Here is a 26,590-nt window from a genome sequence, read left to right as displayed (position 1 = left end):
CAACAGTGTCAACAAAGTATAATAAGTATAGAGTTTATAAGGGTTTTAGCGGTTGACACTTATGTTGACAATCACGTTGACACTTATAAATCTGTCAACACCGCTTTTGTTGACACTTTCGGGACTGTCAACAATTAAGTGTCAACATGGTATGCTGCCTTTCCGCCGATAACCGCGCTGCGTTTCGTATGGTCCGAAGCGCCCTCGGTAGTCTTCCCAACCAGGCATTGACCCCAGTATCCCATTGATCTCCCGGGCGTCCGTCTGCTTCATAAACTTAATGTCCGACTTGAAGCACTCGCACCACACCTCTGCGGCGCATACCCGGTCCCGGGGCCCCGCCTGCCCTTCATGGGGTCTACCAAATTCGCCGCCCCAGTACATTAGCCGTGTGGCCACATCCCGCTTCTGCCAGTCCTCCGGTACCGGACGTTCCACAAACGCCTTAATGATCCCCTCTTTGGCATTGCTCTCCCTGTGGGCCTCCTGCTGCTGCTTGGACAAGTCCTCAGCCTCTCCAGATAAATACAAAGGTTCCCCCAGCTGCCAGCGCACAAAGGCTTCTGCATAAATCTGATCCACTTCCGGCTCCAGGTCCCGGAACACACTCTTAATAGAAGGAAGCTGCCCAACGTCCACGGGCCAGAAGCGCCGGTTACCGGTCCGGTCCCGCAGAAACTCGCTGTCATTGGTGGTTCCGAAGAACACGCAGCGCCGGGGATACGGCATTGTACGTTTGCCGTAAGCCTCCCGGTAGATATCCTCTGTCCGGCTCAGGAACTGCTTGACGCTGTTCGTCTCCGCCTTGCTCATCCCCGTCAGCTCGCCCACCTCATTGATCCAGATGCCTTGGATCATCTCGCAGGCTTCTTTCCCCTCGAAGGTGGTTAAGCTGTCGGAATACCAGTGCTTGCCCAGCAGCCGCAAGAAAGTGCTTTTACCTAAGCCCTGCGGACCGGCTAAGATCGGCATATAATCGTATTTGACACCTGGGACCATGGCTCTGGCCACAGCCGCCGTCAAGGACTTACGGGACACGGCCCGAGTATACACATTGTCCTCCGCGCCCAGGTAATCTCGCAGCAGGGTATCCAGCCGGGGCACACCGTCCCACTTCAGCCCTTCCAGATAGCGCTGCACATCGTTGAATCGGCGCTTGTGGGTAATAATCGTCAACGCATGGTTGATCTTCGCTTCTACAGCAATGCCGTATACTTTTTCGGTGTAATGGTAAATTCCCGCATCGTCAGATGAGGCCCATGGCCGCCGCTCGGTACGGCTATCCCATGGTAGTGAGCCAAGCACCAGCCCTCGATTGGCAAATTCATCAAAAGCGATTTTATCCCGCAGGGCCGGGTCATACTCCAATACAATCAGCACATTATCCACGGTCTTCAGATACATGCCGTTACTATTGATCTCCAGCTTCTGCATCCAGTTCAGATCCTCGGGAGGAACAGGGAATGCCGGACCGGCTCCGTTGAACTCGGTCACGGCTTTCTCATACCTCTCCTGCTTCAGCAGCCCGGCTACAGGCTCCAGCTCCAAGGCGAACGCCGTCATAGCCGAATAGGATGGAAGCTTATTCGTGGGTGTACCCGCCTTGGCCTCATCGTCCGCTGCTCCGAACCGGTGCAGCCGCACCAGGTCAAAACTGTTGACCAGGCGGCCGCTGGTCGGGTCCGTAGCATGATGGGAGTATAGAAACTGGCCATCGTCATACACTACCGCCCCGCCCACGGTAGAGCCTCCGGCAAAGGTCAAACGTCCGGTACCGTCATCGGTCTCCAAGTAAGCCCCAGGGAGAAACGCAGCTATGGCTTGATGAATGTCATACGTCCGGCAGAACGCACCGACGACGCCTGATTTACTGGAAGGGTCCCCTTGCTTCGCGGCCAGGCGGACATGGGCCTCACTGGCTCCAGGCACCTGTGGCCACTCCTGGATGCTGCGCCAATTGCTGTACATGCTGAGCAGGCCATCTGCAGATACAAACGGCTTATCCCCAAAGTTAAATACATACTGACTGTCTGCGCTGCAGCTCGGCCAGTACATGAGCCGTGAAGCCTCGAAAGTGGTCGGGTCACACAGCTCAATGCCCAGGATCTGCCCGAGCTTCCGGGCCATCGGCTCATACTCATCTGCAGATACGGTCCGATCTGTTGGCACTAAGGCCCGAAGCCGCGGCCTTGACTCCTCATGCTTCCGGGTGCTGTACACCGCATAGGCACAGCCCAGGGCGTCCAGTCGGCGCATGACGTCCGCTGTTCCACCGGCAGGAATACTGTCCAGGTCGAGCGTCAGCACATCACGGCTGATCACCGCATTGGCCTTACGCCGTCCACCGTCCAGAGTACCGGCAACGAAGCCCCCGACATCCTTCAGATCATCTTGCTGGCTCTTTGGAAGCGCCAGATACTGCGTCAGTGTCTCCGTGCCGCGTGTGGCCACCCGCAGCCGCTCGACCAGCTCAGACCACATCAGAGTCTGAGCGGGCCAGTGTGTCGCGCGGCGGCTGCCGGCCGCTGATATGGTTATTGATCGGTTATAATTCACAGGGCATACCGCCTTTAGTCATTAATCATCTAATAGGTTAAATTCTCGTACTGTGTATTAGCGGTCTATGGCATATTCTCTGAGGCGATGACTGATTACTTCCTCCAACTGATCAGCATCATAAGGAGCATCTGCATTTGTTTCTCCATTGGATTCAAGTATTACTAATCGCTTATACTCCATCATTAGCCATAAAGAATCCATTTCCCAAGGATCTATATCGTTATTCATAAAAACCACTCCTTCATAGTTTGCGTCAATGGCTCATCGCTTCTGAAATACTGAGGCACTTGGATCAAGTCCACGTTCCCGCAGCCATTGAACCCGATTCCGCCCCTTTTGCTCCGGAGAGATTAGCGGGGTATCCGCTGCCCGATCTACGTCCCAGCCCCGATGAATCCGCGCATAAAAAGTGTCCGGCCGTACCCCATTAGCTGCAGCACGGGCCAAAACCTCCGGCGGGTATTTTAATTGATAGCTTTTTGCCTGCAGGACAAGCTCACGCCGTCGGTCTTTAGTAGTAAGCGGCTCCGTGGCCGCGCGCTCTGGGCTCCATCCGTTCCGATTGACTCGTACACGGAACAGATGTTTTGAAATACCATTACTTTCAGCCAGTGCGTGCCAGGCAGAATGATCGGATACCCGACGCGGCGGCGTAGTCATGGCCCGCTCTTTGTCCCAGCCCAGACAGCGTACACGCACCTCTAAGGTATTGGCCTTTATTCCATTGGCTGCGGCGCGGGCATATTCTTCGGGCGTAATGTAGAAGTCGTACCCCATTTGCATTGTCGCCTCCTTGGCGGCCGTACCGGCAGAAGAATAAAAACTTCTCCCAGCACCTCGCCGCTCTCATTCGTAATAATGTCCCAGGGAACATCTTGGAAGAAGGGGTCAGGTCTCATCGGAATCAGCTTCTTTGACTGGCCACGCGTCCAAGTATTGTTTCGCATCTTCCCAAATCGCCTGGTAAATTCTTTCCTTAATCTCTTCTTCTGTGAGGCCTATCAGCTCCGAATCTTCAATTTCCGCGTCGCCCTCGTCTGATCCCAAATTCATCCTGTAGGGAATGATCATAGCCCTTACCTCCTTACACTAATCTCGCACTGCTCCAGAAGCCCTTACTGCCGTGATTCTCGAACTGTTTGGCTGCCATCAGGGCCCAATAGGAATCTGGACCATGCTTCGCTTTAATCCGGGAGCGCTCTTTCAGCACATCTCGCACCAGCGCCTCCAGCTCTGTCTCCGGGTAATACCAGCGGGGCCACCCCTCGCCCGTGCTGTGACGGTTTATCTGCTTCCGGCCGATGTCTACGTTATACCGGTACTTGTATTGTTTCTTGCCCTTGTGGTCCCCGATCCGGATGCTGTTAGCCACGCCATAGTCCAGCTTCAGATAAATGCTGGTGGTGGTCATGCTGTCATAGCGCTGAACAATAAAGCCTTCCCGCTTAAGGCGGCCCACCAGTTCGGCCGCCACCTGCTGCGGCGTTTTCATAAGGATCACACCCTCTCTTGTGGGCTTCGCTTTAGGATACTTTGCATGTCCAGCTCAAACAGCCGAGTCTGGGCCGCCTTAATCGTTTCTTGAAGTAATTCCTTTTCTGAATTTTTCACATCCTGAACGGAGTGAACTAAGTCTGCCGCCGTGATCAGCGCTAAATCTTTACGCGATGGCCGGGTCATCTGTGAAACCCGAACCGCCTGCTGCCGGATTGAGCGCTCGACATGGTTGCGCACTGTGCGGGCATTGCCGAAGTTTGGACGACTCCGCTCGATCCACATCACGCTGGCCAGGGCGTCCAGATAATCTGGCGCCGCTTGGTACTCCTGCTCCAGGAGCATCTTCTGGGCGATCAGCACCAGCTCCGGCACAGCATAATCCGGGAAATGGATGGTAGTCGGGAACCGAGAAGCCAAGCCACTATTAAAAGCCATAAACTTGGCCATGTCCTTCTGGTAACCGGCGGCGATAACTACGACTTCATCACGCATATTTTCTGTCAATTGAACAATCGCAGATATAACCTTCATATCTGTAGCGTGGTCGCCCTTACCCATCAGCGAATAGGCTTCATCTATGAACAAAATCCCGCCTTTTGCCTGCTTAAACTTAGTCACGATCATTTTTTCTGATTCTCCGACATGGGGACGAGCAATGTCTGAATTACTTACCTCCACAAACGGTACCTCGTTGCCTGAACGCTTCAGCAATCCAATTTCAGCAAATGCCTCCCCGATCAGGCGGGCCGCTGTCGTTTTGCCCGTTCCCGGATTACCTGTAAAGATCATGTGGTTGGTTTGTGGCTCCGTCTTTAGCCGATTTTGCTTGCGCAGGTCAGATACTCTTTTGAGCTGAACCATTTGATCCACCTGATCTTTGACCGCAGACATGCCGGGCATAGCCGCAAGGCGGTTCAGAGCGTCTTTTGCTTTCTGATTTATCGTATAATCCACTATGATCAATCCTTCATATAGAATTCAGTTACGAACCCGGCTCCCTTGAGCGGAAGACCTGGAGCCCAATCTATCGAATCACTCATCAGCGCTAAAACCTTATCCAGATCCTCCGGTCGGTCCGATTCGATACCAAGCTCATCATGAACATGCAGCACAGTGTTGTATCCTGCCTGCTCCGCTCTGATAAGAGTGACAGCCAAACAGTCCCGGGCGATGGCCTGCACGATGTTTTCCACAAGCTTGCCCCCATATGTGGATATCAGCGTCCACTTGCCCGTCTTCTGATCCGGCCCCATATAGTGAAGCGCCTGCTTGCCGAAGTCATTTTGTGCCAGGCGCGGCGCTACATAATAAAGCTTACGGCCACTTGGCAGCTGCACAGTGAAGAAGTCCAGCCCATTGCCGTGATGACTCTCACGAGCGAAGACGATCCCCCGAATACCAACAGGCATTCCGGTTTCCATGACCTGAACAGCTGCCCGTTCAAAGGCATACCATAGATCACAGATACGCCGATTCGCGTTTCGCCAGCGGGTCACAATCTCCGGAAGTTCCTCCTCTGAAAGCCCCATATCCAATGCGCCCATTTGAATCAGCGCACCTGAAGCACCCTGGTAGCCTAGCGCCAACTCAGATACCTTACCTTTTTGTCGTAAGTCCTTGCTGATTTCATCAAGTGGAACACCAAACATCTGCGCAGCCGAAGCCTCGTATATCTTGCCGTGCCCTGCAAATACATCCAGCCGCCACTGCTCTCCAGCCAACCACGCCAACACCCGGGCCTCAATAGCGCTAAAATCCGCCACCTGCAGCTTCTTGCCGCTTGTAGCTATGAACGCCGTCCGAATGAGTTGCGAGAGCGTATCAGGTACATTTCCAAAAACAAACTTCAACATGTCCACTCTGCGATCCCGGACAAGCTGCCGAGCGAACGACAGAAGCTCCAAGCCCATCTTATTTTTTGGTAGATTGTGAACCTGTACCAGCCGGCCTGCCCAGCGTCCGGTGCGATTCGCTCCATAAAACTGAAGCAGTCCGCGTACACGGCCATCCTCACAGGCGACCGTCTTCATGGCCACGTACTTCTTGGTACTGGTCTTGGACAGCTCCCGGCGGATCTCCAGCACGCGCTTGGCCTTGCCCTCCTCCACTGATTCAATCAATCCGGATACGGTATCCTTCTTTAGATCCTCCACCTCTTCGCCAATTTCCTCAGTCAGCCATTTCTTGAGTTGCTGGACTGATTTCGGATTAGCAAGGCCGCTAAGGTGTACGGCTTCCTTCATGAGCTCCGCCGTAATCTGTTCATCCACCGCCAAGGCGCCCTCGACCAGGTGAAGATCACAAGCAATGCCGCGAACGTTGATCCGCTGATCCATTTGCCATAGCTGCCATTCTGCATCAGGAACCGGGAACACCGATAGCCTTCGCAAAATCTCCATCTCCGCTACAACGTCACCGACACAATACTCTTTAAATAGCTGCCACTTCTCAGGCTCATGGTGCGGAAGTGTCCGGGCACGGTAACCATTTGCCTTCGCTGGCTTTTTCACAGGCACACAGAACGTTCGGATCAACGATCCTCCTACGCCCATCTTTCGCTTATCTTGTGGCAGGCCGAGAGCCTCACCAACCTTACCCAGCCCTGCAGGGTATCCGCAGTATAGACCGTGGATCTGCGTACAGCGCCACTGCTCGACGGGAGAAGACCAGAATTTATTGAGGCAGTACCACTCAAAAGCTGCGTTATATGCGTGTTTGATGACGTTCGGATCTCTTAAGGCGTCGATGATATGCTGTGGAATCTTCTCGCCTTGCGCCATGTCCACAATCTGAACGGCGGGGTCTCCATTGAAGGAGTAAGCAAAAAGGAGAATTTGAAAAGCAGGGGACTGTACATATCTGTACAATCCCGCTTTCTTGATGTCTATGTCGCTGTAGGTTTCAATGTCGATACTGAGGTTCCAGATTAGATCCCCCATACGCCGCCACCTGGCAGAGGTCTGCCCGTAATGGGGTCAATCTGTTGCGCAGGTGGCTGCTGGCCATATCCAGGCTGCGCGGGTTGCTGCCCATATTGTGGCGCTTGTGGAGCCTGGCCATAACCCTGCTGAGGAGCCTGTGGTGCTTGAGGTGCTTGCCCGTATCCCTGTTGTGGTGCTTGACCATAGCCCGGTTGCGCTGGAGGCTGTTGCCCATACTGCGGCTGCTGCGCGGCCTGCCCGTATCCCTGTTGCGCAGGCGGTTGCTGGCCATATTGCTGCGGCGGGATTTGATCAAAGCCCTGCGGTGCTGGAGCCGGTGCAAAACCTACGCCGCCGCCATTCCCACCAAACGCCTGCTCTGCGCTGATCCGGCCACCCAACGGTTCACCGTCAGCCAGCTTTTGCACTGGACCGAGGCCCGCACCAACACCGCGATTACCGCTATTCGCATACGGGAAAAAGTTGATATTCACGCGGGCATACACGCCGGAATAAATCTCAGTCTGATTCAAGATAGGATTCAGGTTCGCGTCCACTACGGCCTGCTGCTGTTTGCTGCTGGCCGTAAGCACCCAATGACCTTTGCACTCTGGACCAAAGGGATCGCCATTCGGACGCGCCCCGTCCCCGTCATGAATCGGCGTTTTTGGCTGTGGTGGACGGGCACCACCCCAAGTTGCGGCAACACCTTTTTGAATGGCAGCCTCAATGGCGGCATTGATCCGCTGCATCGTCGCATAATCTGATTTCGGAATCAGAATAGTAGTGCTGTATTTCGGCTCCTGTCCCGGCTGATTAGCGTGAGGCTGGAATAGGTGAACAAAGCTCAGTCTGACCTGTCCTGTGGTTACTGCAGTAGTATCGACTTGATTCATGGTTGTGTGACCTCCTGTGAATTGGGTTTATGATTGCTCCGGCGGTGTACTGAATACATCCTCCGGTTTAACTTGGCCATTGTATGCTGGGCGCTTATCGTCTTCTGGAGCCAGTGTTGGCGCTCCTGGCTTCTTGCTAACATGTCCTGCATCCTCCAGCAGTTCCTTGTAAACCGCCTTCGTCAGCGCTTCTTCCAGCTGCGGCAGCGTCAAAGGCTGTCGTTTATACAGCACGGCTTCTTCGATACCTTTTTCTCTCAAATGGGCAAAGGCCTTATCCAAGTCGGCATAATCTCGGCTACCTCTACCCTCCACGGCTTTCCAGCCGGGAAGCTCTGTGCCTTTCAGCACTTCAGACAGAGCCAGCTTCTTCGCCCCTGTGAACCAAGCCACCACAGGCTCCACGCGGCGTAACGCTTCTGCAAATTCGGCCCAAGTGGATAGCGGAGGCGGCTTCACAGGCAGGGATTCTCCCGCTTCAAACGCCCGCTTAACCTGAGCAGGGCAGCGACCCACCGCCCGGCAAAACTTGCAGTGATCGCCCAGTTGATAGGCACCTTCGCCGTTGAATGCCTGCTGGGCAATTGGCTTGATGCTCTTCCCCCAGGCCAGCAGATCCGCTGCGGACAGGGACCACTCTGACGGCTCTGCCCGCACCTTTGGCTGCACAATGGCCAGATGCACAGTATCAACCGGGAACAGTAACGAAAAGGCTTTAAGCGCACCCAGCGCATAGAGTTTCATCTGCGGATTATCCTCTGCGCCTACGGGTACCCCGGACCCGTTCTTGTAGTCGATCACGTGGAGCTGCCGACTACCTACAACGATGCAGTCACTGGTGCCAAAGCCTTCGGGCGCGTAGTCACTGTAGTCCACCTTACGCTCAATGGCCACAAAGGGCGGCGAAGGGAACGAATGAACAATCTTTTGGACGTAATCCAGGTAAGCGTTCGTATGCTCCTCCATAACCGGCTCGTACAAGGCTTGGGCTTTGAACTTCTTCAGCGCTGCATTATACTTTCGCGTTGGCATTTGATCCGTGAAGGCTTTCCGCAGCTTCAGCTCACTGATCTCATGGGCCAGCGTCCCACGGTTGGCGGCCTCGCTCGTAGTATCAGGAAGAGTCTCCTCCAGCCTTGCGCTCGGCGGGCAGTGCAGCCAGCGGTGGGACGCGCTGGCTGATAGCAGGGCATGTGCCCGCTCCGCGTGTGCAATCTCACCGCCCGCCATTAGATCCGCGCCCCCAGGGATCGCAGGAAGGTAGCGAAGTCGCCATAGAATTTAGGGTCCAGTGTGGTCAAGGAGGCAGCACCGTGCTGCTGAAGCCATCCAATCAGTTGATCTGCGTGCCCCGCATCCATAACCGGCTGAGTGGCCACGCCGAGCTGATCCAGCGTGTAAGCTGGGGTTGAGGTTGGCACAGCGCCAGGTGCAGCTTGCTGGCCGTAGCTCTGTTGGGGCTGCTGGCCTGCTGGTAGTTGACCGTATTGAGGCTGAGCAGGTACTCCGGATTGCGGTGGTGCCTGCCACTGCTGCTGCTGCTGCTGCTGCGGTTGCCCATAAGTCTGCTGCGCGGATGGCTGCGGAGGTTGGACGGATGGCGCAGGGGTTGAAGCTTCGGGAGCTTTCGGTGCACCACCTCCGGACATAAGGGAATGAAGATTCATAAATTCCTGATGGGCTTGATTGGCGTTATCGCCAGTGATGTTGATTTGTACGGGCATGGTGATCCTCCTCGGATAATAGGGATGTAATACAATGAGTACAGACTTGACGATCGTTCCAATTGCGGATGAATTGGGAAGAGACAAGATAACCGCAGACTTCACAGTGGATAAAATCGAGTAGTTTAAAGGTGATTCTCATTCGCGGCCACGGGTTGAAGCTTAACAATGCGGGTCACGCAGGCACGGCAAATCGGCTTGCCTGAGAGATATTCTATTTCTTCTGAACTACTACAAAGGGTGCAGCCTGGGTTATATTTCTTCAACATGATACTGTCTCCACTAACGAACACTTCCAGCGGATCACCTTCAGCAATCCCTAATGTACGGCGAAGCTCTTTCGGTAACACAACACGACCTAAATCATCAATACGGCGAACAATTCCAGTAGCTTTCATCTTGCGTCTCCTCTCGGTCAGTGGTACACTGACTTCATCATAGTGTAGTGATTTTAAAGCGATGACCTGGCGGGCCCTAATCCGTTGGGTCATTTTCATGTTTCGGAGAATCTTCTGCCTTGATCACCACAGCACCGATACCCTCGCACAAACAATTATTGCCACAGTAGAGGTCTTTGCCGTGTTTCAAGACTCTTTGGCCAAACATGATTTCCGCCTGGCATTTCGGATTAGCGCAATAGTCAATGACCTCAAGAGGTCCAGTTACTTTACTCAACGCCTCTTTCAACTCCTTTCATCAGTTGCATCAAACGCAAACCCGGGTCTTTTGCAGCATTGGCTGCGGAACGTTTGATGTCAGCACTCATAAAATCAATCATTTCAGCGTGGCCCTCTTTCTTCAGATTGATGAAGAGAAGTGCACCAATTCCAGCACTTAAATATGCCAGCAATTCAGCCAAATCATGTTCTGTTTTCACGCTGAGGGTAACTTGAGCCAAAAATTTGGCCGTTTCAGTTTGAAAATCCATTCGCTTGTCTCACCCCCTCTCCCGCCCCAGCCACTGCTGGAACAACGTCCGCCGCGACAACCTGTAATAGGCTCCCTGGCTTGTACAAGCTTCAGTAAATTGCAAGAACGTCATGCCGAACCGCTTATGATACCGACCTTTGATAAACAATTCGCCCAGGTACTCTAGCAGCTCATCCGGCATCATCCGGCCCTCAGCCGTTTCAGCGGCTGGTCCCACTCGGCCGTCAACAGCTCCCTGCAGGCGTTGTGCTTGCGGCGGCAGTAGGCGGCAACTTGCGTATGGCCGGATGCCGCAGCGCTACGTTCGAGGCGCTTGTATAGCAGAATGCGGGCTTTAAGCTCTAAATCACTAATTTTCCGTGTTACGCGAATCATCCAGGCTCACCCTCCCACAATTCCACTACAAGCTTTCCCGGCTCTTGCCATGATTCGTTAAGGCGGGCACCGTTTTGCAATGCAGCCAGAATACCTTCAAATTGGTTCAGCAGTTCTGCCGAAGGGTCATTCTGGGTCAGTATCCATGTTTGTCTCATGGGGTGTCTCCTTTCTGTTCTTGTTTGGCTATCCATCCGTCCAGCGCGATCTGGCGGAAGAATAATTGCTTACGCTGCCGGAAGTAGGGAAGGCCATCACCTTTAATTAAGCGCTGAACTGTCTGAGTGGATACTTTCAGGTATTCAGCGGCTTCCTTTAAGTCGAAGATGTTCGACCGCAGTTGCCGCTGAATTTCGGGTTGCAATTCAGCCAATAATTCCTCACGCAATCCCTGTTTGATGTCGGCGCGAATTGCTTCAATGAGATCAGTGGTTGTCATTCTCTAACACACCTACCTTTTCACGGACCAGTTCATCCAAGGACACATCCAAGGCATTGGCCAATTTAACCAGGGTTTCTGCATACGGACCTTGCTTTTTCTTGCCTAAGTTGTACAATGCAGATACAGCAATTCCACTTTCTTTGGCAAGTCGGTAGATTGTCCAACCCCGCTCATCAATTAATCGCTGCATATTATTTTCTATTTCCATCCCCATTGTGCTCACCTCCTGAAACGATAATATAACTCATTGACGTTATAATCAATCCTCATTATAACTCATATGAGTAATATAATCCTTTATTTCCTTCTATTTTCTCTGTATTCCTTGACAAACCTAACTGAATCAATATATTATAACTTCATTGAGTTATAACTCATAAGAGACATAGTAAAGAGAGGATTTTGAGTGGTGAGTACTATTTCCGAAAGAATTCAGACGCTTATGGACGAGAATAAAATCAGTAAATATAAGTTGGCTAAGGATACCGGAATTCCCTATACCACCCTGTCTCAAATCCTCAGCAATAGAACAGAAAATCCGCAGGTTAAGTCATTACAATTAATTGCCAATTTCTTCGGAATACCTCTCGGATATCTGACTGGTGGGGAAACCGACACACTTAACCCAAGTAAGACATTTGATATCGACATGACAAAAGTGGAGATGGTTCAAATTCCGATTTATGGAGAGATACGAGCAGGATACAACAGTCTGGTTCACGAGGATGTTGTTGGTTATGAGATAGTTGCCAAAGATTCAATATCAGATGGGGAGTACTTCTTCTTGATCGTCAAGGGCGATAGCATGATCGAAGAAGGTATAAGCGAAGGTATGCGGGTTCTTGTAAAAAAACAGAGATATTGTCAGCATGGGAAAATTGGGGTTGTCATTGTAAACGGTGAAGAGGGAACGCTGAAGAGGGTCTTTTATGAGGGAGACAATATAATCCTGCAGGCAGCAAATAAAAGCATTCCTCCAAAGGTTTTCCCTATTGATGAAGTACTGATCCAAGGACAGGTGACAAAGGTGGAATTCGATGTATAGACTAAATGTTATTTACAGATACAGCGAGGGAGCCGAAATACCTAAATGGCTTATTGTTAAACCTAAAGATGGTGTTTTTGATTGGGGGATTGAGGTAGCTTCCATACCTCTAAATCAACCATTTGAGCAAACCACTCCAGAAGATATTAATGATGATGCGCTTGGTATTTCCATACTAAATACTGAATTGCTAATTAATACAGAATTGCCTGAACATATCGGAATCCATCTCCCATCTGTAAAAAAAAGAATAAATGTACTTCGCGGAGAACCCTTGGCCCCTAACTTCAAACTTTTAGAAATTGAACACTTTGTCATTCAGATGTCTGATTTACAAATAATGATTCCAAATAGAACCCTGGATATTTTATCATGCAATTGGCTTGATTTTTAATATTAGAAGAAGTCTATTTTTTTGATTAAAAACAGAACATACGTTCCCTAAAGGAGGTGATGAACCAATGTATACCAAAGAAGAAGTGAAATCCCCAATACCCGGATCTAACTTTCCTGCGTATGGACGAATTTTTAGAGATGGGGATAAGTTAATCGGTGAACTGATCGGAACAGGACGAAGAGTCGTAATTGCATATTTGAGGATGGTGGTCTGAAATGGCTTGGAGTGAACATCTTGGCGGAAACAGGTACAAGCTTGTTGAGCGCGACCCATCGAAAGCATCCCGCCCGAAACGTTCCATGGTTGTGGAGATGCCGCCAGAGGTCGTCAGTGCAAGGTCAGATAAGAAGAGAGAATCCTGGCTGGCTGTTCAGGAGGACAAATGGAGTCAGCTTGTAACAACAGGCAAGCATCAAGACAAAGGGAAAAACCGAAACCGCTCAAAAAAGAAGACCTTCGCCGAATTTATTCCAACTTGGAGGAAGGTCTATGCCGAAGAAAACATGAGCGGTGAAACCATTTTCAATACAAATAACATTATTGAGGCGCGTTTGATACCTGAATTCGGGGATACGTGGATGGATGAAATACCAACATTATGGATTGCGGAGTGGTTCGCTGGGTTGAAGAATTTGAAAAACGGTAACCCTCTTGCGATTAACTCGAAACTTAACATTTATAAAGCAATTAAGTCCATTTTTGACAAAGCTCATGCTTGGGGAGTAATTACTGAGAATCCAATGAACGGAGTTGACCGCCCAACAGTAAATAAAAAAGAGAAGAAAAGAATGAATGCGATCAAGCAGGATTATACAAAGGAAGAAGTCGCAGAGCTACTGCTGGCCATGTACAGGCTTCCTACCAGATGGAGGTTGTATTTCACAGGCGTGATGCTTGGGGGATTCAGACGGGGAGAATTTCTTGCTGTGGAGTTGCCGTCTTTGGACTACCAGCATTATCGAATTTACATTGAAAATCAAATCACAATTGATCAGGACGGCCAAAAGGTGGAAAGCGAAGTTAAAACTGAAGAGTCTGAGGCGTGGGTACCGATGCCCAAATGGTACATGGAGGAATTACAAGCCTATGAACGGCAGTGGCGCAAAGCAAAGCTCAGATGCCCGAAATGGCTTGGTGGAGACAAACAGTACCTCTTTCACAGCGGTAAAGGCGTTATGTATTTCCCTTCTACTGCGACCAACACTTGGGCAAAATTTTTAAAGAAGAATGGATTCCCTCATGTGAAGCTTCACGGCTTACGTCATACAGCCGCTACCCTCCTTCGGGAACATGGTGCCGACCAGAGAAGCATACAGAAGTTTTTACGGCACACTAAATTGGAGACGACGGATCGCTACACCCACGAAAAAGAGCCGGTCAATCGTAATCTAATCGCTCCACTGGAAGCCATGAATCCAAAAGCAAAGAAAATTGCCCCATGAACTGCCCCATGAAGCAATTGTCACCTGTCGTATGTCGAAAATTGCGCAAAGAAAAAACCCTTGTGGCGCAAGGGATTTGGATGAAAAATCATATGGAGCGGGTGATGGGAATCGAACCCACGCTATCAGCTTGGAAGGCTGAAGTTCTACCATTGAACTACACCCGCAACTCAAATTGAGTACAAGAAACATTGTAGCATCACTTGGAATAAATTGCAACCCTGTTAGAAGCGGATTTTGAGAGGTTATGATGGCATTTCCAGCAGGGGCTTCAAAAAAGACAGTTCAAATTCCGCCGCCTTCACCGGCTTGCTGAACAGATATCCCTGCGCCTCATGGCAATGCTGCTGGCGCAGAAAGTGCAGCTGTTCCTTGTTCTCCACGCCTTCGGCGGTTACCTTGAGCTTCAAGTGGTGGGCCATGGAGGTAATCGTAGAGACAATGGCCGCATTGTTGCTGTCCTCCATCACATCGGACACAAAGGAACGGTCGATCTTCAAGCGGTCAATCGGCATATTCTTCAGATAATGCAGGGAGCTGTAGCCTGTCCCGAAATCATCAATACTGATACATACGCCAAGTCTTTTCAGACGGTTCAACTGGTCGAAGGCCGTCTCCTTGTCCAGCGTCATGCTCTCCGTAATCTCCAAATCCACATAGCTGGGGTCGAGGCCGATATCCTTCAGAATGGCATCAATTTTGCCGGCCAGATTCGGCTGCAGGAACTGGCGCATAGACAGGTTAATGGACACACAAATCGGCTGATAGCCTGCATTCTGCCACGTTTTATTCTGCTGGCAAGCCGTCTTGAGCACCCACTCCCCAATGGGAACAATCAGCCCGCTCTCTTCAGCGATAGGAATGAAATCTACCGGGGAGACCAAGCCGCGTTTGGGGTGGTTCCAGCGCAGCAGCGCCTCCATCCCGACAATCTCCTCCGTCTCAAGCAACACCTGGGGCTGATAGACCAGATAGAACTCGTCCCGCTCCAGCGCCCGGCGCAGGTCGTTCTCCAGCTTGAGCCGTTCCTTCGCCTTCATCTGCATAGCCGGAATATAGCGGCGGATCTCCACCCCCTGCTCCTTGGCGTTGTGGACAGCCGTATCCGCATTCTGTATCAATTGCTCAGCCGTGTCTCCGTCCCCTGGATAAATGCTCATTCCCAGACTAAGCGAGATATGGTATTCTCCCGACTCCAGACCCACCGGTGTCTCGAACAGCCGCAGCAGCTCATTCGCCCGGACCAGACAATTCTCCAGACCCGTCCGTTCCGTCATCAGAAAAGCAAACTCGTCCGCCCCCATACTGTAGAGCTCTTCATTGACTCTGACCTCATCCGCGATCCGCCGGGAGACCAGCTGCAGCAGAAGATCTCCGGCATAATGTCCGAGCGAGTCGTTGATATTCTTGAAATGGTTGATATTCATAATGACAAGCCCTGAGAAGCCGCGGCTCTTGTCCTGCTCGCTCTGGCGAACCACCTCTTCCATACGCTGCATCAGGCGGCGTCTGTTCGGAAGACCGGTCAGCTCATCGTGATATGCCAGATAATTAATCCGCGCCTCCGCCTGCTGATTCTCCTGAAACGGCTCCTCAATCGTCAATCGGTAGACCCCGGTAAGCAGCAGATAATAAGCCGCCGCACTGCTTAGCATTCCGAAGAGATAGTCTATATCTCCAACACTGAACAGATTCATGAAGAACACCTGGCCCAGCGAGAAGAATACCAGGGAACGGATAATAATCAGCAGAGAGGCCGACTTCTCCCTTTGGCCGGGATAGATAATAAAGGCTGCGCCAAGCAAATAAACAAACAGTACCGCCATATTCATCAGATTTCTGGTGGTTTCGACCCAAGGCTCGTCCGCCAGCCCGGAGACAATCAGGTTGCCAACGCTGAACACAACCAGGGACAGCAGAATGACCACAAATGAATTCCGGAACACTTTGCCCTTGCCGCCTGTTCCAACCGGCTGATCTGCCCTGCTGAATATAAGCATAATGCCCAGCGCACTGGCCAGCCGGGAGAACGTCAAGAGCCATAAGGACTGCGCGGGGCTGATATAAGAGGTGATTCCGGGAATGCCTACAAACCCGAGGACATGCAGGAAATCAAAGATGCACACGCCCAGAAATAATGCAGAGGTATACAGCCTTGCTCTGGATAATCTATTGGCGAACAGCAGCCAGCCCTGGGCAAAAACCGCAAAACCAAACGCCACCGTACAGCAGCCTAAAATGAGATAAAACGCCATAAATAAATCTTTATCCTCAATATGGCCCAGCGGTGTACGAAAAATCTGGATCAGGAGGAATAGCACAGCTCCTAGAATAGCCGCATGAATCGTCTTTCTCTCTTCTTGTCTCATAAGTCCCTCGCGTCTAAAATGATATCTATAATAACAGGTAGATGTATATGTTGTCCTATGTATAAATATCGGCCGGATGGCTCCGTAAAGTTACATTAGCCACCTACAATATTGAAACGGAGCAGCTCTGGCAGAAAAAAAGCACCTGCCTACAATAGAGGCCAGTGCTTTCTCCTTCCAGACGGTTATTTATCCCCGAAATTAACCTCAGGTGTTGTGAGCTTGTCATAGAAGTCAACCGCTTTGTCTTTATCGGCAGAAGATCGCAGCGCCATTGCTGAGCGTGGATGCTCATCTAATGTTCCTGTAATCATATACGGAATAATATATCCCCACTCTTCCTTTTCACGCAGAGGAATCATCAGATTCTCAACAATATCCAGAACGGGACGGAGGGTATAATTCGTATTCTTCAAATGGGTAACCAGCAGCTCGGTAGGGCAATTGCCTGCGGCACGGCCCATTCCATAACAGGAAGCATCCAGCAGCTCTACCCCCTTCTCGGCTGCAATCAGCGTATTGGAGAAGGCCAGCTGGAGGTTGTTATGAGTATGTACACCCAGGCGTTTCTCCGGCAGATGCGTCTTGAACTTCTCCACCAGGTAATGGAAGTCATTATGATCCAGGCTGCCGTAAGAATCCACGATATACACCACATCTACAACGCTGTCGCGGATCTGCTCAAAGGCTTCAAGCAGCTCGTTCTCCATCACATTGGACAGGGCCATGATATTAATTGTTGTCTCATACCCCAAGTCGTGGAAGGTCTGCACCAGCTGGAGGGCCTTGTCCACATCCTTGCTGTAGCAGGCCACGCGGATCAGATCGAGCATGCTCTCACTGCGGGGCAGAATATCATTCTCGTCCACACGGCCGATATCGACCAGAGCCGACAGCTTGGTGTGCCCCTTTTGCGGAATCACCTTGCGCAGGAAGTCATCATCCAAAAAACGCCATGGTCCTGCACCCTCTGCCCCTTTCAGCAGCTTCGGCGAGTTTTTATATCCGATTTCCATATAATCAACACCGGCTTCATTCAGACCGGCATATAATTTCTGAACAAATTCAATACTGAAATCCCAGTTATTCACCAGTCCCCCATCGCGGATGGTACAATCGACAATTTTACTCTGATTCGTCTTCACAATCTGTTCTCCCTTCGGGGTATCATTTTCATACTATGCTTACATTATCGTTCAATCATACTTTAATGAAGAATATATTGTAAAGAAAATTTCAGCAATTCCCATATCCATTTCCGCAGAAAGAAACAATGATATTAATCACAGATAATATGTCAAAAAAATGCTACATTACAAGAAATCATTGAGATTGATTATCAGTCTCTTTTGGAGGGATAACAATGGCTTTATCATCCTGCTCCTTACTACGTTTACAACCGGGCTCTACCGGCTCCATTCAAAGAATAGAAGGCATGGACCCTATCTTGCGGCGCCGGCTGGCTGATCTGGGAGTCTCTGAGGGTGTAATGATCCGTCTGAAGGGCAAAGGGCCTTTTATGGGGCCGGTTACTCTTGAGTGCAACGGTCAGCTATTTGCTATCCGCCGGAAAGAAGCATCTATGATAGAGGTGAAGGTCTCATGAGTTCTATCGCACTTGTGGGCAATCCCAACACCGGCAAAACCTCGCTGTTCAACACCCTAACTTCTTCGTATGAATACGTAGGGAACTGGGCAGGCGTTACGGTGGAGAAAAAGATCGGCAGTCTGAAAAACGGGGCCGGGAAGCTGATCGACTTACCCGGAATCTATTCTCTCCATCCCCTCTCCCGCGATGAGGGAGTTGCCGCCCAATATCTGATCGAAGAGACACCCGAAGCGCTGATCAATATTGTCGATGCTTCGCAATTGGAACGGAATCTGCTGCTTACGCTGCAGTTGCTGGAATACGGCAAGCCGACCATACTTGGACTGAATATGACCGATGTTGCCAAGGCACGCGGCATTCAGGTGAACCCTGAAGCCCTGCAGGCCAAGCTGGGTGTTCCCGTGCTGCCGCTGATTGCCAGAACAGGCAAAGGCAGCAGCCAGGTGCTCAGCGCGGTGGCTGAGCCGGCGAATATCCCGGCTGCAAATTTCCATCTGGATTACGGCGGGATTGTTGAAGGAACGCTTGCATCTATGATTAGTCAACTACAGCAGCTCCCGGGATTGCCTAATCTTCGCTGGGTTGCCCTGCAATTCATGGAGCAGAATCCGGTAGTCCTCGAGCTGCTCAAGAAACGGATCGATATTTCCGGCCTGATGCTTCTCTGCGACGATTGTCAGACCAGGCTGCAGAAGCAGAAGCTGGCACTCACCCTTCCGCAGTGGATTCGCTCCGTCCGTATGGACTACATCCGCGTGGTATGTGCAGCCGCTATTGATGCCACTATGCAAAAACCGCATAATCTGACTGAACGTCTGGATTCCATCCTCACTCACCGTTTTCTCGGACTTCCCTTGTTCATCCTCTTTATGTACGCGATGTTCAAAACCACCTTTGATTGGGCAGGCGGGCCTTTATCGGATGTGGTGGACGGCTTCATAGGCGGTCCGCTCAGCGATTGGACGAACTCGCTGCTGCAGGCCATCGGGGCTTCGGAATTCACGCACGCCCTGATCGTTGACGGGATTATCGGCGGTGTCGGCGGCGTGGTCGTATTCGTTCCACAGATCTTCATCCTCTTCCTGATGATCTCCTTCCTGGAGGATTCTGGGTATATGGCCCGCGTCTGCCTGCTGATGGACAGCACTATGGAACGGATGGGATTGAACGGCAAAGCCTTCATTCCCTTCATTATCGGCTTCGGCTGCAACGTGCCGGCTATTATGGCTGCCCGAAGTATTGAGCAGCCCAAAGAACGGATGCTGACCACGCTCCTGCTGCCGCTGATGTCCTGTTCAGCCCGGCTGCCGGTATATCTGCTGTTTGCGGCAGTCTTCTTCCCGGCCCGGCAGGCAACTGCCGTGCTGGCGATGTATGTTATGGGCGTAGTCTTCGCCCTGATTCTGTGCAAATTGTTCTCCAGGTATCTGTTCAAGAATGAATCCTCCCTCTTCATTATCGAGCTGCCTCCTTACCGGATGCCGCAGCTGAAGACGCTGGGACGGAGTACCTGGGAGAAGGGCAAAGGCTTCCTGCGCAAAGCGGGGACCATCATCCTTGCCGGTTCGGTCCTGATCTGGCTGATGTCTTACGCCGGTCCTGCCGGAGTTAATGTGGACATGGATCACTCCTTCCTGGCCAAATTCGGCGGATTCATTGCTCCGCTCCTGGAGCCGCTTGGCTTCGGAACCTGGCAGGCCGGCTCTACGCTGGTTCCCGGCTTCCTCGCCAAAGAGGTTGTGGTCTCCACCATGAACATCATCTACCATGCTCCCGATGCAGCAGGGCTGGAAGGCCAGATTGCATCAGTCTTTACACCGCTTAGCTCGATCAGCTTCATGGCCTTTATCCTGCTCTATATTCCTTGCCTGGCCACTGTCGGCGTCATCAAGAAGGAGACCGCGTCCTGGAAATGGACCTTTTTCTCCATGGGATATTCCCTGGTCCTGGCCTATGCGGTGTCGCTGGTGATTTATCAGGGCGGCCGTTTGTTAGGATGGTCGTAACAGCAGCAAGTCCAAGTTATAGTGAGAGGAAGCGACAGCAGCTATGATCATAAATATTCTGATTATCACGCTTGTCTTCGGGTACTCCGGCTGGATGATCTACCGCCATGCCCAAAAGGGCAAGGAAGGCGCCTGCGCCGGCTGTGACAAAGGTAAAACCTGCCCCGCAGCATCCATGGATTCCCCTCTGTCCTGCAGCGGAAATACCCTGTCCGGCAAACACTAGCACATAGCGTTTGCGGACAGGGATTGGTATTTTTTCGTTTAGAAACCCTGGCATGCGGGTATGTTAGTTATAAGCTTTTACAACCAGATTCTTACCAAGGAGGAATTACCATGAACACCAAAAAAACATTGTTTACAACGGTAGCATTGGGAGCAGCCTACTTGCTGAAGAATAAGAATACGCGGGACAAGATTATGAACGGTGTCCAATCCTTAACGGCCCAGATGAAGGCCCGTAAATAGGCTGCCATCCATTAGGCGAAACGGAACACGGCTCCAATCAGCAAACAGCCGCAGGTCCTCAGGAAACTGAAGACTTGCGGCTGTTTGTATTATCACTGGCCGGGATGAAATCCCGGGTCAGAAGCTGCGTGCAGCAGATATTCCAGCAACGTGCGGACCATCACACCCGTGGCTCCCTTGGGATTCACTCCCCGTTCTGACGACAGAAAGGCCGTCCCGGCAATATCAAGATGCACCCAGGGCAGCCCCTCGGCAAATTCTCCAATGAACAGTCCCGCCGTGCTGGCACCTCCATATCTTCCGGCAGCATTGCGCAGATCAGCCACCTCGCTCTTCAGCATCTCCCTGAACTCAGGATAGGCTGGCAATTCCCAGATCGGCTCCCCAGACCGTCTGGAGGCCTCCAGAATCTCTTCCAGGAAGGCTTGGTCATTGGTTACTGCACCTGTAGCCACATCGCCCAGAATGGACAACACAGCCCCTGTCAGCGTGGCTACATCAATGATCCGCTCCGCTCCCCACTCCCTTGCATACGTAAGGGCATCTGCCAGGATGACCCGGCCTTCTGCATCGGTATTAATGATTTCTATCGTTCTTCCGCTGAAGGAAGTGATCAGATCCCCCGGCTTAAAAGCATTCCCTGCCGGCATATTCTCTGCCGCCGGAATAAGCATGACTACATTGACCTGGGGACGTAAATGCCCCAGCGCGTCCATAACCCCAAGGACCGCTGCTGCACCGCCCATATCACTGAACATGCTCTCCATGCCTGCTGCCCGCTTCAGCGAGATGCCTCCGGTGTCGAAGGTGATGCCTTTGCCCACAATCCCCACGGCATTCTCCCACTGATTAGTCCCCTGATAGCGGATGACAATCATTCGGGGCGGATTCACGCTGCCGTTACCGACGGCGAGCAATCCGCCCATTCCCTTAAGCTCCATCTCACGTTCATCCAGCACTTCAGCCGGAAGTCCGTGCCGCTCAGCAATTTCAATAGCTGCCACCGCAAGACCTGACGGAGTCAGCAGATTCCCCGGCAGATTGGTCAGATCACGGGCAAGATTGGCCGCCTCCCCAAAGGCCTGCCCCCGCTTGACTCCTTGCTTCCAGGCCTCCTCCTCCATAGCCTCACAGGAGCGCTCCATATGCAGACGTACAGTCTCAAGACCAGCGTATGCCGTCTGCTCCAGCTTATATTGTCTTCTGCGGTACGCCCCCAGGATTAGCCCTTCCGCGATGGCCTGACCGGCCTGCTCCGCCTTCAGCGACTCAGGCAGCCGGTTCAGATCATCCGGTATCTGCACAACAAGGCAAGCGGCCTTCAGTCTGTATGCAGCCCTGGCAGTCTGCGCCATCAGCTGCCGCAGCTCGTGAACCCCCGGCCGGCCCTTCCCGCTTCCGGCCAGAATGACTACCGGCTGCTCCGGGCGGTCCATGGCGGGCAGGATATATATTTGCCCCTGCTTACCGCTAAAGAGCCCTGCTCCGGATAATAAGCGGACTCTCTCGGCCCATTCCGCCGGCAGTCCCTCTCCCAGCACCTGTGTCTCTGAGAATATGAGACATACAGCCTCCCCTTGCAGCTCGGCCATATCCGCATTACTGCTCCATTCCAAGATCAAGCTTCATCCCCCCGTATGCTGGTTGTCTCACGCTAATAACGCAGATAAGGCTGATCTCCCGCACTTGAACGTGCATTGCAGGAATCAGCCCTTGAATATAGATGATAACCCGGATGCTTAGAAAGTGCCGGGTTTATTGTAATCATTAGTGAATCAGCGGAAGGGAAATGACGAACCGGGTTCCTTCATTCAACTGGCTGCTGACCGAAATGCAGCCCCCATGATTCTTGATGATCCGGTCACTGACGGAGAGTCCAAGTCCCGTTCCATTCTCCTTCGTGGTGAAGAACGGATTGAACAGTCTGTCGAGCGTGCAGATATCCATCCCCTTGCCGTTATCAGAGATGAAGATGCGCACCTCTGTCCCTTCTTTGCGGGCACCGACCTCTATTCTGCCCATGGAATCATCCTCCAGTTCGGAGATGGCTTCCATAGCATTCCTGATCATGTTAAGTACAACCTGCTTCATCTGCTTAACATCCCCCGAGATGAACAGGTCCTCTTGAAGCACCTGCAGATTAATCTGGCAGCCCTTCATCAAGGCTTCGCTCTCTGTGAGCAGGACCACTTCCTTCAGCAGGGCGGAGACAGGAATCAAGCCAACCTGCGGTACAGAAGGCTTAGAGGAGGTCAGAAATTCATGAATAATGTCATTGGCGCGGTCAATCTCAGCTAATATAATCTTCGCATATTCCTCTTTGCCCAGCAAGTGGAGATGAGGATGCAGCAGTTGTATGAACCCCCGGATAGCGGTCAGCGGATTGCGGATCTCATGGGCAATCGAGGCCGATAACCGGCCCAGCATCGCCAGGCTGTCATTCTGGTAGGCCGTCTGCTCGATGAGCTTGTAATCGGAGATCTCTTTGAGCGTGAACAGGTAGCTTCCCTTCATTTGCTCTCCGCTGACGAGAGAAGCACGCCAGTATCGTCCATATTCATCAACAAATTCATAGCTTGGCTTACCTTTGAGCACCATTTCACGATAACTGCGCAAGACCTGCTTCTTCTTGAAGCGGCTCAGCTGAATATGGGATAACAGATGATGCATTGTGCAGCCCAGAAGAGAATGACGAGTAAGCTCCAGAATACCGTACATCTGCTTATTGACGAAGGTCAGAACTCCCTCATCATCAAAAAGCAGAATTCCGCTGTCGATGTGCTCCAGCACATCCTCAAAAGTAGTATCCATTGCACCAGATTGAAACGTTCTTGCCGGCAACAGCAAGCTTTCCTGATATTGGCTTATCACGATACGAAGTTCCCCCTTTTACTGCAATTGACGAAGACGCTTAAGCGACATCAAATTACTATGTATATGAGTATATGACGAAGCCGCCAGAACATTCGGAAATCGTATTATATTATCCAACCGTTTCAACTATATTCCAATCATATCCAAGAGAAGAAGACAACGCAATCAGAGAATCTGTCGAATGACGAAAATATCCTTAAAATGATTCTTAAGACACATTTAATATTGTGAGAATGTTACGTTTCCTGCAAATACATTGAAAAGAGCCCCCGCAAATGGCGGAGGCTCGCTTATTTATGACCTAATTGAAGCATGGGAGACTCAAGCCTTCTGCTGCAGCCGGTGACGCCGCTGGCTCATTACAGCCAGACGCTTCTTCAGCTCACGTTCCCACTTGGAGTCACCAATCTGCTTGGCTACGGCCAGGAGGTCAAGCGACATGTCGATCTGGCTGCGTACGATAGCGAGCGGGTCCTCGGTCTCCACGTTAATGACGTTCTCGAAGATCGCTTCCTCGTCCTCCATCACATAATCCTGGAAATCAACATCGGTAACACCGTCGCCATGGGCATATTCTGCCAGAATCTCATATTCATTTTCGACCTTGTAATGGACCTCTACCCGGTGGCATACCGGACAAAAAAGCAGGGGAACATTATGGACTTGCGTGCGATAATGTTTTAGGGTTCCCTTTGTTCCAACCATACTCGCTCCACAGCAAAAGCTCATTTTTGTTCACCCTCCTTGAGTGTTAACGTCGATTTCCTATTAGTATATTACAAAGTGGCGGGGGAGATTCCTCCCCTTACAAGCTATATATTAACCTTTACGCCCATTTTCAAACGCTTACCCGGACGGTACAGGTCTTTGGTGCAAAAAACCTCCCCGCCAGGAAAATATTCCCGGAAAGGAGGTCCTCTTAGTATCTCAAAGGTCACAGTTTATGAAGTGCGAAGCTTACAGGTTCTTGTCGCCTGGCTTCCAGTTCATAGCGCACAGCCCGCCGGATTGGAGAGCCTGCAGAACACGCAATGTCTCTTCTACACTGCGGCCCACATCATTGTGGTTAACGACTTGATATTTCAGTTCGCCCTCAGGATCAATGATGAACAATCCGCGCAGAGCAATACCTTCTTCTTCGATCAGGACGCCGTAATCGCTGGCAACCTTCTTCGTGATGTCAGAAGCGAGCGGGAAGTTGATCTGGCCAAGACCGTTCATATCCTTAGGTGTAGACAACCAAGCCTTGTGGCTATGGATAGAGTCAATGCTCACACCGAGAATTTCTGTATCAAGCTCTGCGAAATCAGCAGCAGCATCACTCAAGGCTGTGATTTCAGTTGGACATACGAAAGTGAAATCAAGCGGATAGAAGAAGAATACAAGCCATTTGCCGCGATAGTCGGACAAGCTAACCTTACCGAAATCCTTACCGTCGCCTGTTACTGTCTCCATGAAGAAGTCAGGGGCGGGTTTACCTACCAAACGTTCTGCCATTGCTTAAATCCTCCTTTGAATATGTAAGAAAAACAACTGCCGGGCGTAGCCGGATGTAATATGCTTTTCTTGATTTTGATGGATGGTTACCTTCTAAAGGGTACAGAACAAATGTTATCATCGTACAAAATCAAAGTCAATATTACATTGATTACTTTTTTATAATAATTATAAATAAGCAACATTTTGTGAAGTTTTTCTTCGTTCTGCGTCAAAAGGGATATATGTGGTAGAACTTAGGCCTTACGGATAGCGGCTACGATCAGGTCTCCCATCTCTGTAGTACTGATCGCTTTGCTCTTATCCACTGCGATATCGCTGGTCCGGTGACCGGCATCCAGCACTTCAGCGACAGCGGCTTCGATGGCAGCGGCTGCATTCTCGTAGCCGAAGGTCATGCGGAACATCAGCGCGAGCGACAGGATCGTTGCGATCGGGTTCGCCAGTCCTTGTCCGGCAATATCAGGCGCAGAGCCGTGGACCGGCTCATACAGGCCGTAGCTGCCTTCTCCCAGCGAAGCGGAGGCCAGCATTCCAATGGAACCGGTCAGCATTGCCGCTTCATCACTAAGGATATCCCCGAACATATTCTCCGTCACAATGACATCGAAGCTCGAAGGACGGCGAAGCAGCTGCATCGCACAGTTATCCACCAGCACATGCTCAAGCTCTACCTGCGGATATTCCGGTGCCAGTCTGTTCACCACTTCACGCCACAGACGGGAGGTCTCCAGTACATTGGCTTTGTCGACACTCGCCAGCTTATTACGGCGCTTGCCGGCAATCTCGAACGCCTGGCGGACAATCCGCTCCACTTCTGTTACGTTGTAGACACAAGTATCTACGGCTTCTTCCCCATGCTCACCCTGACGGCGCAGCTTCTCCCCGAAGTAGATCCCGCCTGTCAGTTCGCGCACCACCATCAGATCCGTACCTTCCAGCACTTCAGGCTTCAGCGTCGAAGCATCCTTCAGACAATCGAAGACTACAGCCGGACGCAGGTTGGAGAATAACCCCAGCGCTTTGCGGATGCCCAGCAGTCCGGTCTCCGGACGCAGTTCCTTCGGATTGTTGTCCCATTTCGGTCCGCCTACGGCTCCAAGCAGTACAGCATCCGCGCTGCGGCAGATCGCAAGCGTATCCTCCGGCAGCGGAGTTCCGCGTTCATCAATCGCAATTCCGCCGAACAAGGCATGCTCCGTTTCAAACGTATAACCAAACAGCTCTTCCGTTCTTTTCAATACTTTCTCTGCTTCAGCCACAACTTCAGGTCCGATACCGTCCCCGGCAATTACGGCGATTTTTTTGACCTCGCTCATTCCTGTCACTCCTTAGTTAGTCCTGCTGCTCGCAGACATAGTTCTTCTGTATATTGTTGTATCATAACGGAGGGGAAAGGACAAAGATATAGATTCTATCACGTTCATAGATAGAGCCTATAAGTGATCCGGATAGACTGATTTGCCCTCATTCCTGCAATGAATTACAATTAATGGGCAGTTGTACTTCCCGGATACCTATTCAGATTGAAGAGGGAGT

Annotated in this window: 31 protein-coding genes and 1 tRNA gene; 7 read left to right on the top strand and 25 right to left on the bottom strand. The window is 51.4% G+C overall.

Going from position 1 to position 26,590, the window contains the following annotated elements; all coding sequences use genetic code 11:
* Positions 1 to 141: 141 nt before the first annotated feature.
* From HQN87_RS32965 to HQN87_RS08185, 17 genes are all read right to left on the bottom strand, one after another.
* On the bottom strand, positions 142 to 2,556 hold the full coding sequence (locus HQN87_RS32965; RefSeq protein WP_173130533.1) for a virulence-associated E family protein: 2,415 nt from the start codon (positions 2,554 to 2,556) through the stop codon (positions 142 to 144).
* Between the two features lie 57 nt (positions 2,557 to 2,613).
* The gene (locus tag HQN87_RS08260) at positions 2,614 to 2,787 is read right to left on the bottom strand and encodes a hypothetical protein (RefSeq protein WP_173130529.1); all 174 of its coding nucleotides are present in this window, start codon (positions 2,785 to 2,787) and stop codon (positions 2,614 to 2,616) included.
* A 33-nt stretch (positions 2,788 to 2,820) separates the two neighbouring features.
* Complete coding sequence (locus HQN87_RS08255; protein WP_173130527.1) at positions 2,821 to 3,342, bottom strand: hypothetical protein; 522 nt, start codon at positions 3,340 to 3,342, stop codon at positions 2,821 to 2,823.
* Positions 3,343 to 3,447: 105 nt separating this feature from the next.
* A complete protein-coding gene (locus HQN87_RS08250; RefSeq protein ID WP_173130525.1) occupies positions 3,448 to 3,630 on the bottom strand; it encodes a hypothetical protein in 183 nt (60 codons plus the stop codon).
* A gap of 13 nt (positions 3,631 to 3,643) precedes the next feature.
* Positions 3,644 to 4,051, bottom strand: coding sequence for a hypothetical protein (locus tag HQN87_RS08245; protein WP_173130523.1), 408 nt, complete (start codon positions 4,049 to 4,051; stop codon positions 3,644 to 3,646).
* Positions 4,052 to 4,056: 5 nt separating this feature from the next.
* The gene (locus HQN87_RS08240; RefSeq protein WP_173130521.1) at positions 4,057 to 5,010 is read right to left on the bottom strand and encodes an AAA family ATPase; all 954 of its coding nucleotides are present in this window, start codon (positions 5,008 to 5,010) and stop codon (positions 4,057 to 4,059) included.
* A gap of 5 nt (positions 5,011 to 5,015) precedes the next feature.
* On the bottom strand, positions 5,016 to 6,995 hold the full coding sequence (locus HQN87_RS08235; protein WP_216857202.1) for a DNA polymerase: 1,980 nt from the start codon (positions 6,993 to 6,995) through the stop codon (positions 5,016 to 5,018).
* Entirely contained in the window at positions 6,983 to 7,873 is an 891-nt protein-coding gene (locus tag HQN87_RS08230; RefSeq protein ID WP_173130519.1) for a DUF2815 family protein, read from the bottom strand. Before HQN87_RS08230 ends, HQN87_RS08235 begins: the two co-directional genes overlap by 13 nt.
* 27 nt (positions 7,874 to 7,900) lie before the next feature.
* Entirely contained in the window at positions 7,901 to 9,103 is a 1,203-nt protein-coding gene (locus tag HQN87_RS08225; RefSeq protein WP_173130517.1) for a DUF2800 domain-containing protein, read from the bottom strand.
* The gene (locus HQN87_RS08220; RefSeq protein ID WP_173130515.1) at positions 9,103 to 9,597 is read right to left on the bottom strand and encodes a hypothetical protein; all 495 of its coding nucleotides are present in this window, start codon (positions 9,595 to 9,597) and stop codon (positions 9,103 to 9,105) included. Before HQN87_RS08220 ends, HQN87_RS08225 begins: the two co-directional genes overlap by 1 nt.
* A gap of 125 nt (positions 9,598 to 9,722) precedes the next feature.
* Entirely contained in the window at positions 9,723 to 9,995 is a 273-nt protein-coding gene (locus tag HQN87_RS08215) for an AbrB/MazE/SpoVT family DNA-binding domain-containing protein (RefSeq protein ID WP_173130513.1), read from the bottom strand.
* Positions 9,996 to 10,071: 76 nt separating this feature from the next.
* On the bottom strand, positions 10,072 to 10,272 hold the full coding sequence (locus HQN87_RS08210) for a hypothetical protein (protein WP_173130510.1): 201 nt from the start codon (positions 10,270 to 10,272) through the stop codon (positions 10,072 to 10,074).
* Positions 10,265 to 10,525 (bottom strand): hypothetical protein, encoded by a 261-nt coding sequence (locus tag HQN87_RS08205; protein ID WP_173130508.1) that lies wholly within the window; start codon positions 10,523 to 10,525, stop codon positions 10,265 to 10,267. The genes HQN87_RS08210 and HQN87_RS08205 overlap by 8 nt, the downstream gene beginning before the upstream one ends.
* Before the next feature lie 9 nt (positions 10,526 to 10,534).
* Positions 10,535 to 10,744 carry a hypothetical protein gene (locus HQN87_RS08200; RefSeq protein WP_173130505.1) on the bottom strand — a complete coding sequence of 70 codons (210 nt, stop codon included), beginning with the start codon at positions 10,742 to 10,744 and terminating at the stop codon, positions 10,535 to 10,537.
* 154 nt (positions 10,745 to 10,898) lie between these two features.
* On the bottom strand, positions 10,899 to 11,060 hold the full coding sequence (locus HQN87_RS08195) for a hypothetical protein (RefSeq protein ID WP_173130502.1): 162 nt from the start codon (positions 11,058 to 11,060) through the stop codon (positions 10,899 to 10,901).
* Entirely contained in the window at positions 11,057 to 11,341 is a 285-nt protein-coding gene (locus tag HQN87_RS08190) for a helix-turn-helix domain-containing protein (protein WP_173130498.1), read from the bottom strand. Before HQN87_RS08190 ends, HQN87_RS08195 begins: the two co-directional genes overlap by 4 nt.
* The gene (locus HQN87_RS08185; protein ID WP_173130495.1) at positions 11,328 to 11,558 is read right to left on the bottom strand and encodes a helix-turn-helix domain-containing protein; all 231 of its coding nucleotides are present in this window, start codon (positions 11,556 to 11,558) and stop codon (positions 11,328 to 11,330) included. Before HQN87_RS08185 ends, HQN87_RS08190 begins: the two co-directional genes overlap by 14 nt.
* A 192-nt stretch (positions 11,559 to 11,750) precedes the next feature.
* Between HQN87_RS08185 and HQN87_RS32960 the strand changes: the two genes are divergently transcribed.
* The 3 genes from HQN87_RS32960 (at position 11,751) to HQN87_RS08170 (ending at position 14,228) form a co-directional block, all read left to right on the top strand.
* Positions 11,751 to 12,389, top strand: coding sequence for a helix-turn-helix domain-containing protein (locus tag HQN87_RS32960; RefSeq protein WP_367272674.1), 639 nt, complete (start codon positions 11,751 to 11,753; stop codon positions 12,387 to 12,389).
* Positions 12,382 to 12,783: a hypothetical protein gene (locus HQN87_RS08175; RefSeq protein ID WP_173130489.1), complete on the top strand. Its 402-nt coding sequence runs from the start codon at positions 12,382 to 12,384 to the stop codon at positions 12,781 to 12,783. The genes HQN87_RS32960 and HQN87_RS08175 overlap by 8 nt, the downstream gene beginning before the upstream one ends.
* A gap of 218 nt (positions 12,784 to 13,001) precedes the next feature.
* Positions 13,002 to 14,228: a tyrosine-type recombinase/integrase gene (locus tag HQN87_RS08170; RefSeq protein WP_173130486.1), complete on the top strand. Its 1,227-nt coding sequence runs from the start codon at positions 13,002 to 13,004 to the stop codon at positions 14,226 to 14,228.
* A gap of 93 nt (positions 14,229 to 14,321) precedes the next feature.
* On the opposite strand, the gene HQN87_RS08165 is transcribed toward HQN87_RS08170, so the two are convergent.
* The 3 genes from HQN87_RS08165 to HQN87_RS08155 all read right to left on the bottom strand — a co-directional run bounded on the left by HQN87_RS08165 (position 14,322) and on the right by HQN87_RS08155 (position 17,742).
* Positions 14,322 to 14,395 (bottom strand) — tRNA-Gly (locus HQN87_RS08165).
* 78 nt (positions 14,396 to 14,473) lie between these two features.
* Entirely contained in the window at positions 14,474 to 16,597 is a 2,124-nt protein-coding gene (locus HQN87_RS08160) for a putative bifunctional diguanylate cyclase/phosphodiesterase (RefSeq protein ID WP_173130483.1), read from the bottom strand.
* Positions 16,598 to 16,782: 185 nt separating this feature from the next.
* Complete coding sequence (locus HQN87_RS08155; protein ID WP_173130480.1) at positions 16,783 to 17,742, bottom strand: aldolase catalytic domain-containing protein; 960 nt, start codon at positions 17,740 to 17,742, stop codon at positions 16,783 to 16,785.
* 218 nt (positions 17,743 to 17,960) lie between these two features.
* On the opposite strand from HQN87_RS08155, the gene HQN87_RS08150 reads away from it, so the two are divergent.
* From HQN87_RS08150 to HQN87_RS32675, 4 genes are all read left to right on the top strand, one after another.
* Positions 17,961 to 18,203, top strand: coding sequence for a FeoA family protein (locus tag HQN87_RS08150; RefSeq protein ID WP_173130477.1), 243 nt, complete (start codon positions 17,961 to 17,963; stop codon positions 18,201 to 18,203).
* Positions 18,200 to 20,212: a ferrous iron transport protein B gene (feoB, locus tag HQN87_RS08145; RefSeq protein WP_173130474.1), complete on the top strand. Its 2,013-nt coding sequence runs from the start codon at positions 18,200 to 18,202 to the stop codon at positions 20,210 to 20,212. The genes HQN87_RS08150 and feoB overlap by 4 nt, the downstream gene beginning before the upstream one ends.
* Positions 20,213 to 20,255: 43 nt before the next feature.
* Entirely contained in the window at positions 20,256 to 20,438 is a 183-nt protein-coding gene (locus HQN87_RS08140; RefSeq protein ID WP_173130471.1) for a FeoB-associated Cys-rich membrane protein, read from the top strand.
* Between the two features lie 110 nt (positions 20,439 to 20,548).
* Positions 20,549 to 20,680 (top strand): hypothetical protein, encoded by a 132-nt coding sequence (locus HQN87_RS32675; RefSeq protein ID WP_256707444.1) that lies wholly within the window; start codon positions 20,549 to 20,551, stop codon positions 20,678 to 20,680.
* A gap of 92 nt (positions 20,681 to 20,772) precedes the next feature.
* On the opposite strand, the gene HQN87_RS08135 is transcribed toward HQN87_RS32675, so the two are convergent.
* From HQN87_RS08135 to leuB, 5 genes are all read right to left on the bottom strand, one after another.
* Positions 20,773 to 22,302: a leucyl aminopeptidase gene (locus HQN87_RS08135; RefSeq protein WP_254075411.1), complete on the bottom strand. Its 1,530-nt coding sequence runs from the start codon at positions 22,300 to 22,302 to the stop codon at positions 20,773 to 20,775.
* Positions 22,303 to 22,447: 145 nt separating this feature from the next.
* Complete coding sequence (locus tag HQN87_RS08130; RefSeq protein WP_173130467.1) at positions 22,448 to 23,551, bottom strand: ATP-binding protein; 1,104 nt, start codon at positions 23,549 to 23,551, stop codon at positions 22,448 to 22,450.
* A 324-nt stretch (positions 23,552 to 23,875) separates the two neighbouring features.
* Positions 23,876 to 24,283 (bottom strand): hypothetical protein, encoded by a 408-nt coding sequence (locus HQN87_RS08125; RefSeq protein WP_173130464.1) that lies wholly within the window; start codon positions 24,281 to 24,283, stop codon positions 23,876 to 23,878.
* 228 nt (positions 24,284 to 24,511) lie between these two features.
* The gene (locus tag HQN87_RS08120) at positions 24,512 to 25,051 is read right to left on the bottom strand and encodes a peroxiredoxin (RefSeq protein ID WP_036727686.1); all 540 of its coding nucleotides are present in this window, start codon (positions 25,049 to 25,051) and stop codon (positions 24,512 to 24,514) included.
* A gap of 236 nt (positions 25,052 to 25,287) precedes the next feature.
* Positions 25,288 to 26,370 carry a 3-isopropylmalate dehydrogenase gene (leuB, locus tag HQN87_RS08115; protein WP_173130460.1) on the bottom strand — a complete coding sequence of 361 codons (1,083 nt, stop codon included), beginning with the start codon at positions 26,368 to 26,370 and terminating at the stop codon, positions 25,288 to 25,290.
* Positions 26,371 to 26,590 lie beyond the last annotated feature (220 nt).

The sequence above is a fragment of the Paenibacillus tritici genome (assembly GCF_013204885.1).
Lineage (GTDB): Bacteria > Bacillota > Bacilli > Paenibacillales > Paenibacillaceae > Paenibacillus_AQ > Paenibacillus_AQ tritici.
Note: the sequence above shows the minus strand (reverse complement) of the source record. Positions and strands in the feature narration are given on the sequence as shown.

Excerpts from the sequence above, each read along its gene's own strand:
- HQN87_RS08260 (WP_173130529.1), bottom strand. The coding sequence starts at position 2,787 with ATGAATAACGATATAGATCCTTGGGAAATGGATTCTTTATGGCTAATG.
- HQN87_RS08255 (WP_173130527.1), bottom strand. The coding sequence starts at position 3,342 with ATGCAAATGGGGTACGACTTCTACATTACGCCCGAAGAATATGCCCGC.
- HQN87_RS08250 (WP_173130525.1), bottom strand. The coding sequence starts at position 3,630 with ATGATCATTCCCTACAGGATGAATTTGGGATCAGACGAGGGCGACGCG.
- HQN87_RS08245 (WP_173130523.1), bottom strand. The coding sequence starts at position 4,051 with ATGAAAACGCCGCAGCAGGTGGCGGCCGAACTGGTGGGCCGCCTTAAG.
- HQN87_RS08235 (WP_216857202.1), bottom strand. The coding sequence starts at position 6,995 with ATGGGGGATCTAATCTGGAACCTCAGTATCGACATTGAAACCTACAGC.
- HQN87_RS08230 (WP_173130519.1), bottom strand. The coding sequence starts at position 7,873 with ATGAATCAAGTCGATACTACTGCAGTAACCACAGGACAGGTCAGACTG.
- HQN87_RS08225 (WP_173130517.1), bottom strand. The coding sequence starts at position 9,103 with ATGGCGGGCGGTGAGATTGCACACGCGGAGCGGGCACATGCCCTGCTA.
- HQN87_RS08220 (WP_173130515.1), bottom strand. The coding sequence starts at position 9,597 with ATGCCCGTACAAATCAACATCACTGGCGATAACGCCAATCAAGCCCAT.
- HQN87_RS08215 (WP_173130513.1), bottom strand. The coding sequence starts at position 9,995 with ATGAAAGCTACTGGAATTGTTCGCCGTATTGATGATTTAGGTCGTGTT.
- HQN87_RS08205 (WP_173130508.1), bottom strand. The coding sequence starts at position 10,525 with ATGGATTTTCAAACTGAAACGGCCAAATTTTTGGCTCAAGTTACCCTC.
- HQN87_RS08195 (WP_173130502.1), bottom strand. The coding sequence starts at position 11,060 with ATGAGACAAACATGGATACTGACCCAGAATGACCCTTCGGCAGAACTG.
- HQN87_RS08190 (WP_173130498.1), bottom strand. The coding sequence starts at position 11,341 with ATGACAACCACTGATCTCATTGAAGCAATTCGCGCCGACATCAAACAG.
- HQN87_RS08185 (WP_173130495.1), bottom strand. The coding sequence starts at position 11,558 with ATGGGGATGGAAATAGAAAATAATATGCAGCGATTAATTGATGAGCGG.
- HQN87_RS08175 (WP_173130489.1), top strand. The coding sequence starts at position 12,382 with ATGTATAGACTAAATGTTATTTACAGATACAGCGAGGGAGCCGAAATA.
- HQN87_RS08170 (WP_173130486.1), top strand. The coding sequence starts at position 13,002 with ATGGCTTGGAGTGAACATCTTGGCGGAAACAGGTACAAGCTTGTTGAG.
- HQN87_RS08160 (WP_173130483.1), bottom strand. The coding sequence starts at position 16,597 with ATGAGACAAGAAGAGAGAAAGACGATTCATGCGGCTATTCTAGGAGCT.
- HQN87_RS08150 (WP_173130477.1), top strand. The coding sequence starts at position 17,961 with ATGGCTTTATCATCCTGCTCCTTACTACGTTTACAACCGGGCTCTACC.
- feoB (WP_173130474.1), top strand. The coding sequence starts at position 18,200 with ATGAGTTCTATCGCACTTGTGGGCAATCCCAACACCGGCAAAACCTCG.
- HQN87_RS08140 (WP_173130471.1), top strand. The coding sequence starts at position 20,256 with ATGATCATAAATATTCTGATTATCACGCTTGTCTTCGGGTACTCCGGC.
- HQN87_RS32675 (WP_256707444.1), top strand. The coding sequence starts at position 20,549 with ATGAACACCAAAAAAACATTGTTTACAACGGTAGCATTGGGAGCAGCC.
- HQN87_RS08125 (WP_173130464.1), bottom strand. The coding sequence starts at position 24,283 with ATGAGCTTTTGCTGTGGAGCGAGTATGGTTGGAACAAAGGGAACCCTA.
- HQN87_RS08120 (WP_036727686.1), bottom strand. The coding sequence starts at position 25,051 with ATGGCAGAACGTTTGGTAGGTAAACCCGCCCCTGACTTCTTCATGGAG.
- leuB (WP_173130460.1), bottom strand. The coding sequence starts at position 26,370 with ATGAGCGAGGTCAAAAAAATCGCCGTAATTGCCGGGGACGGTATCGGA.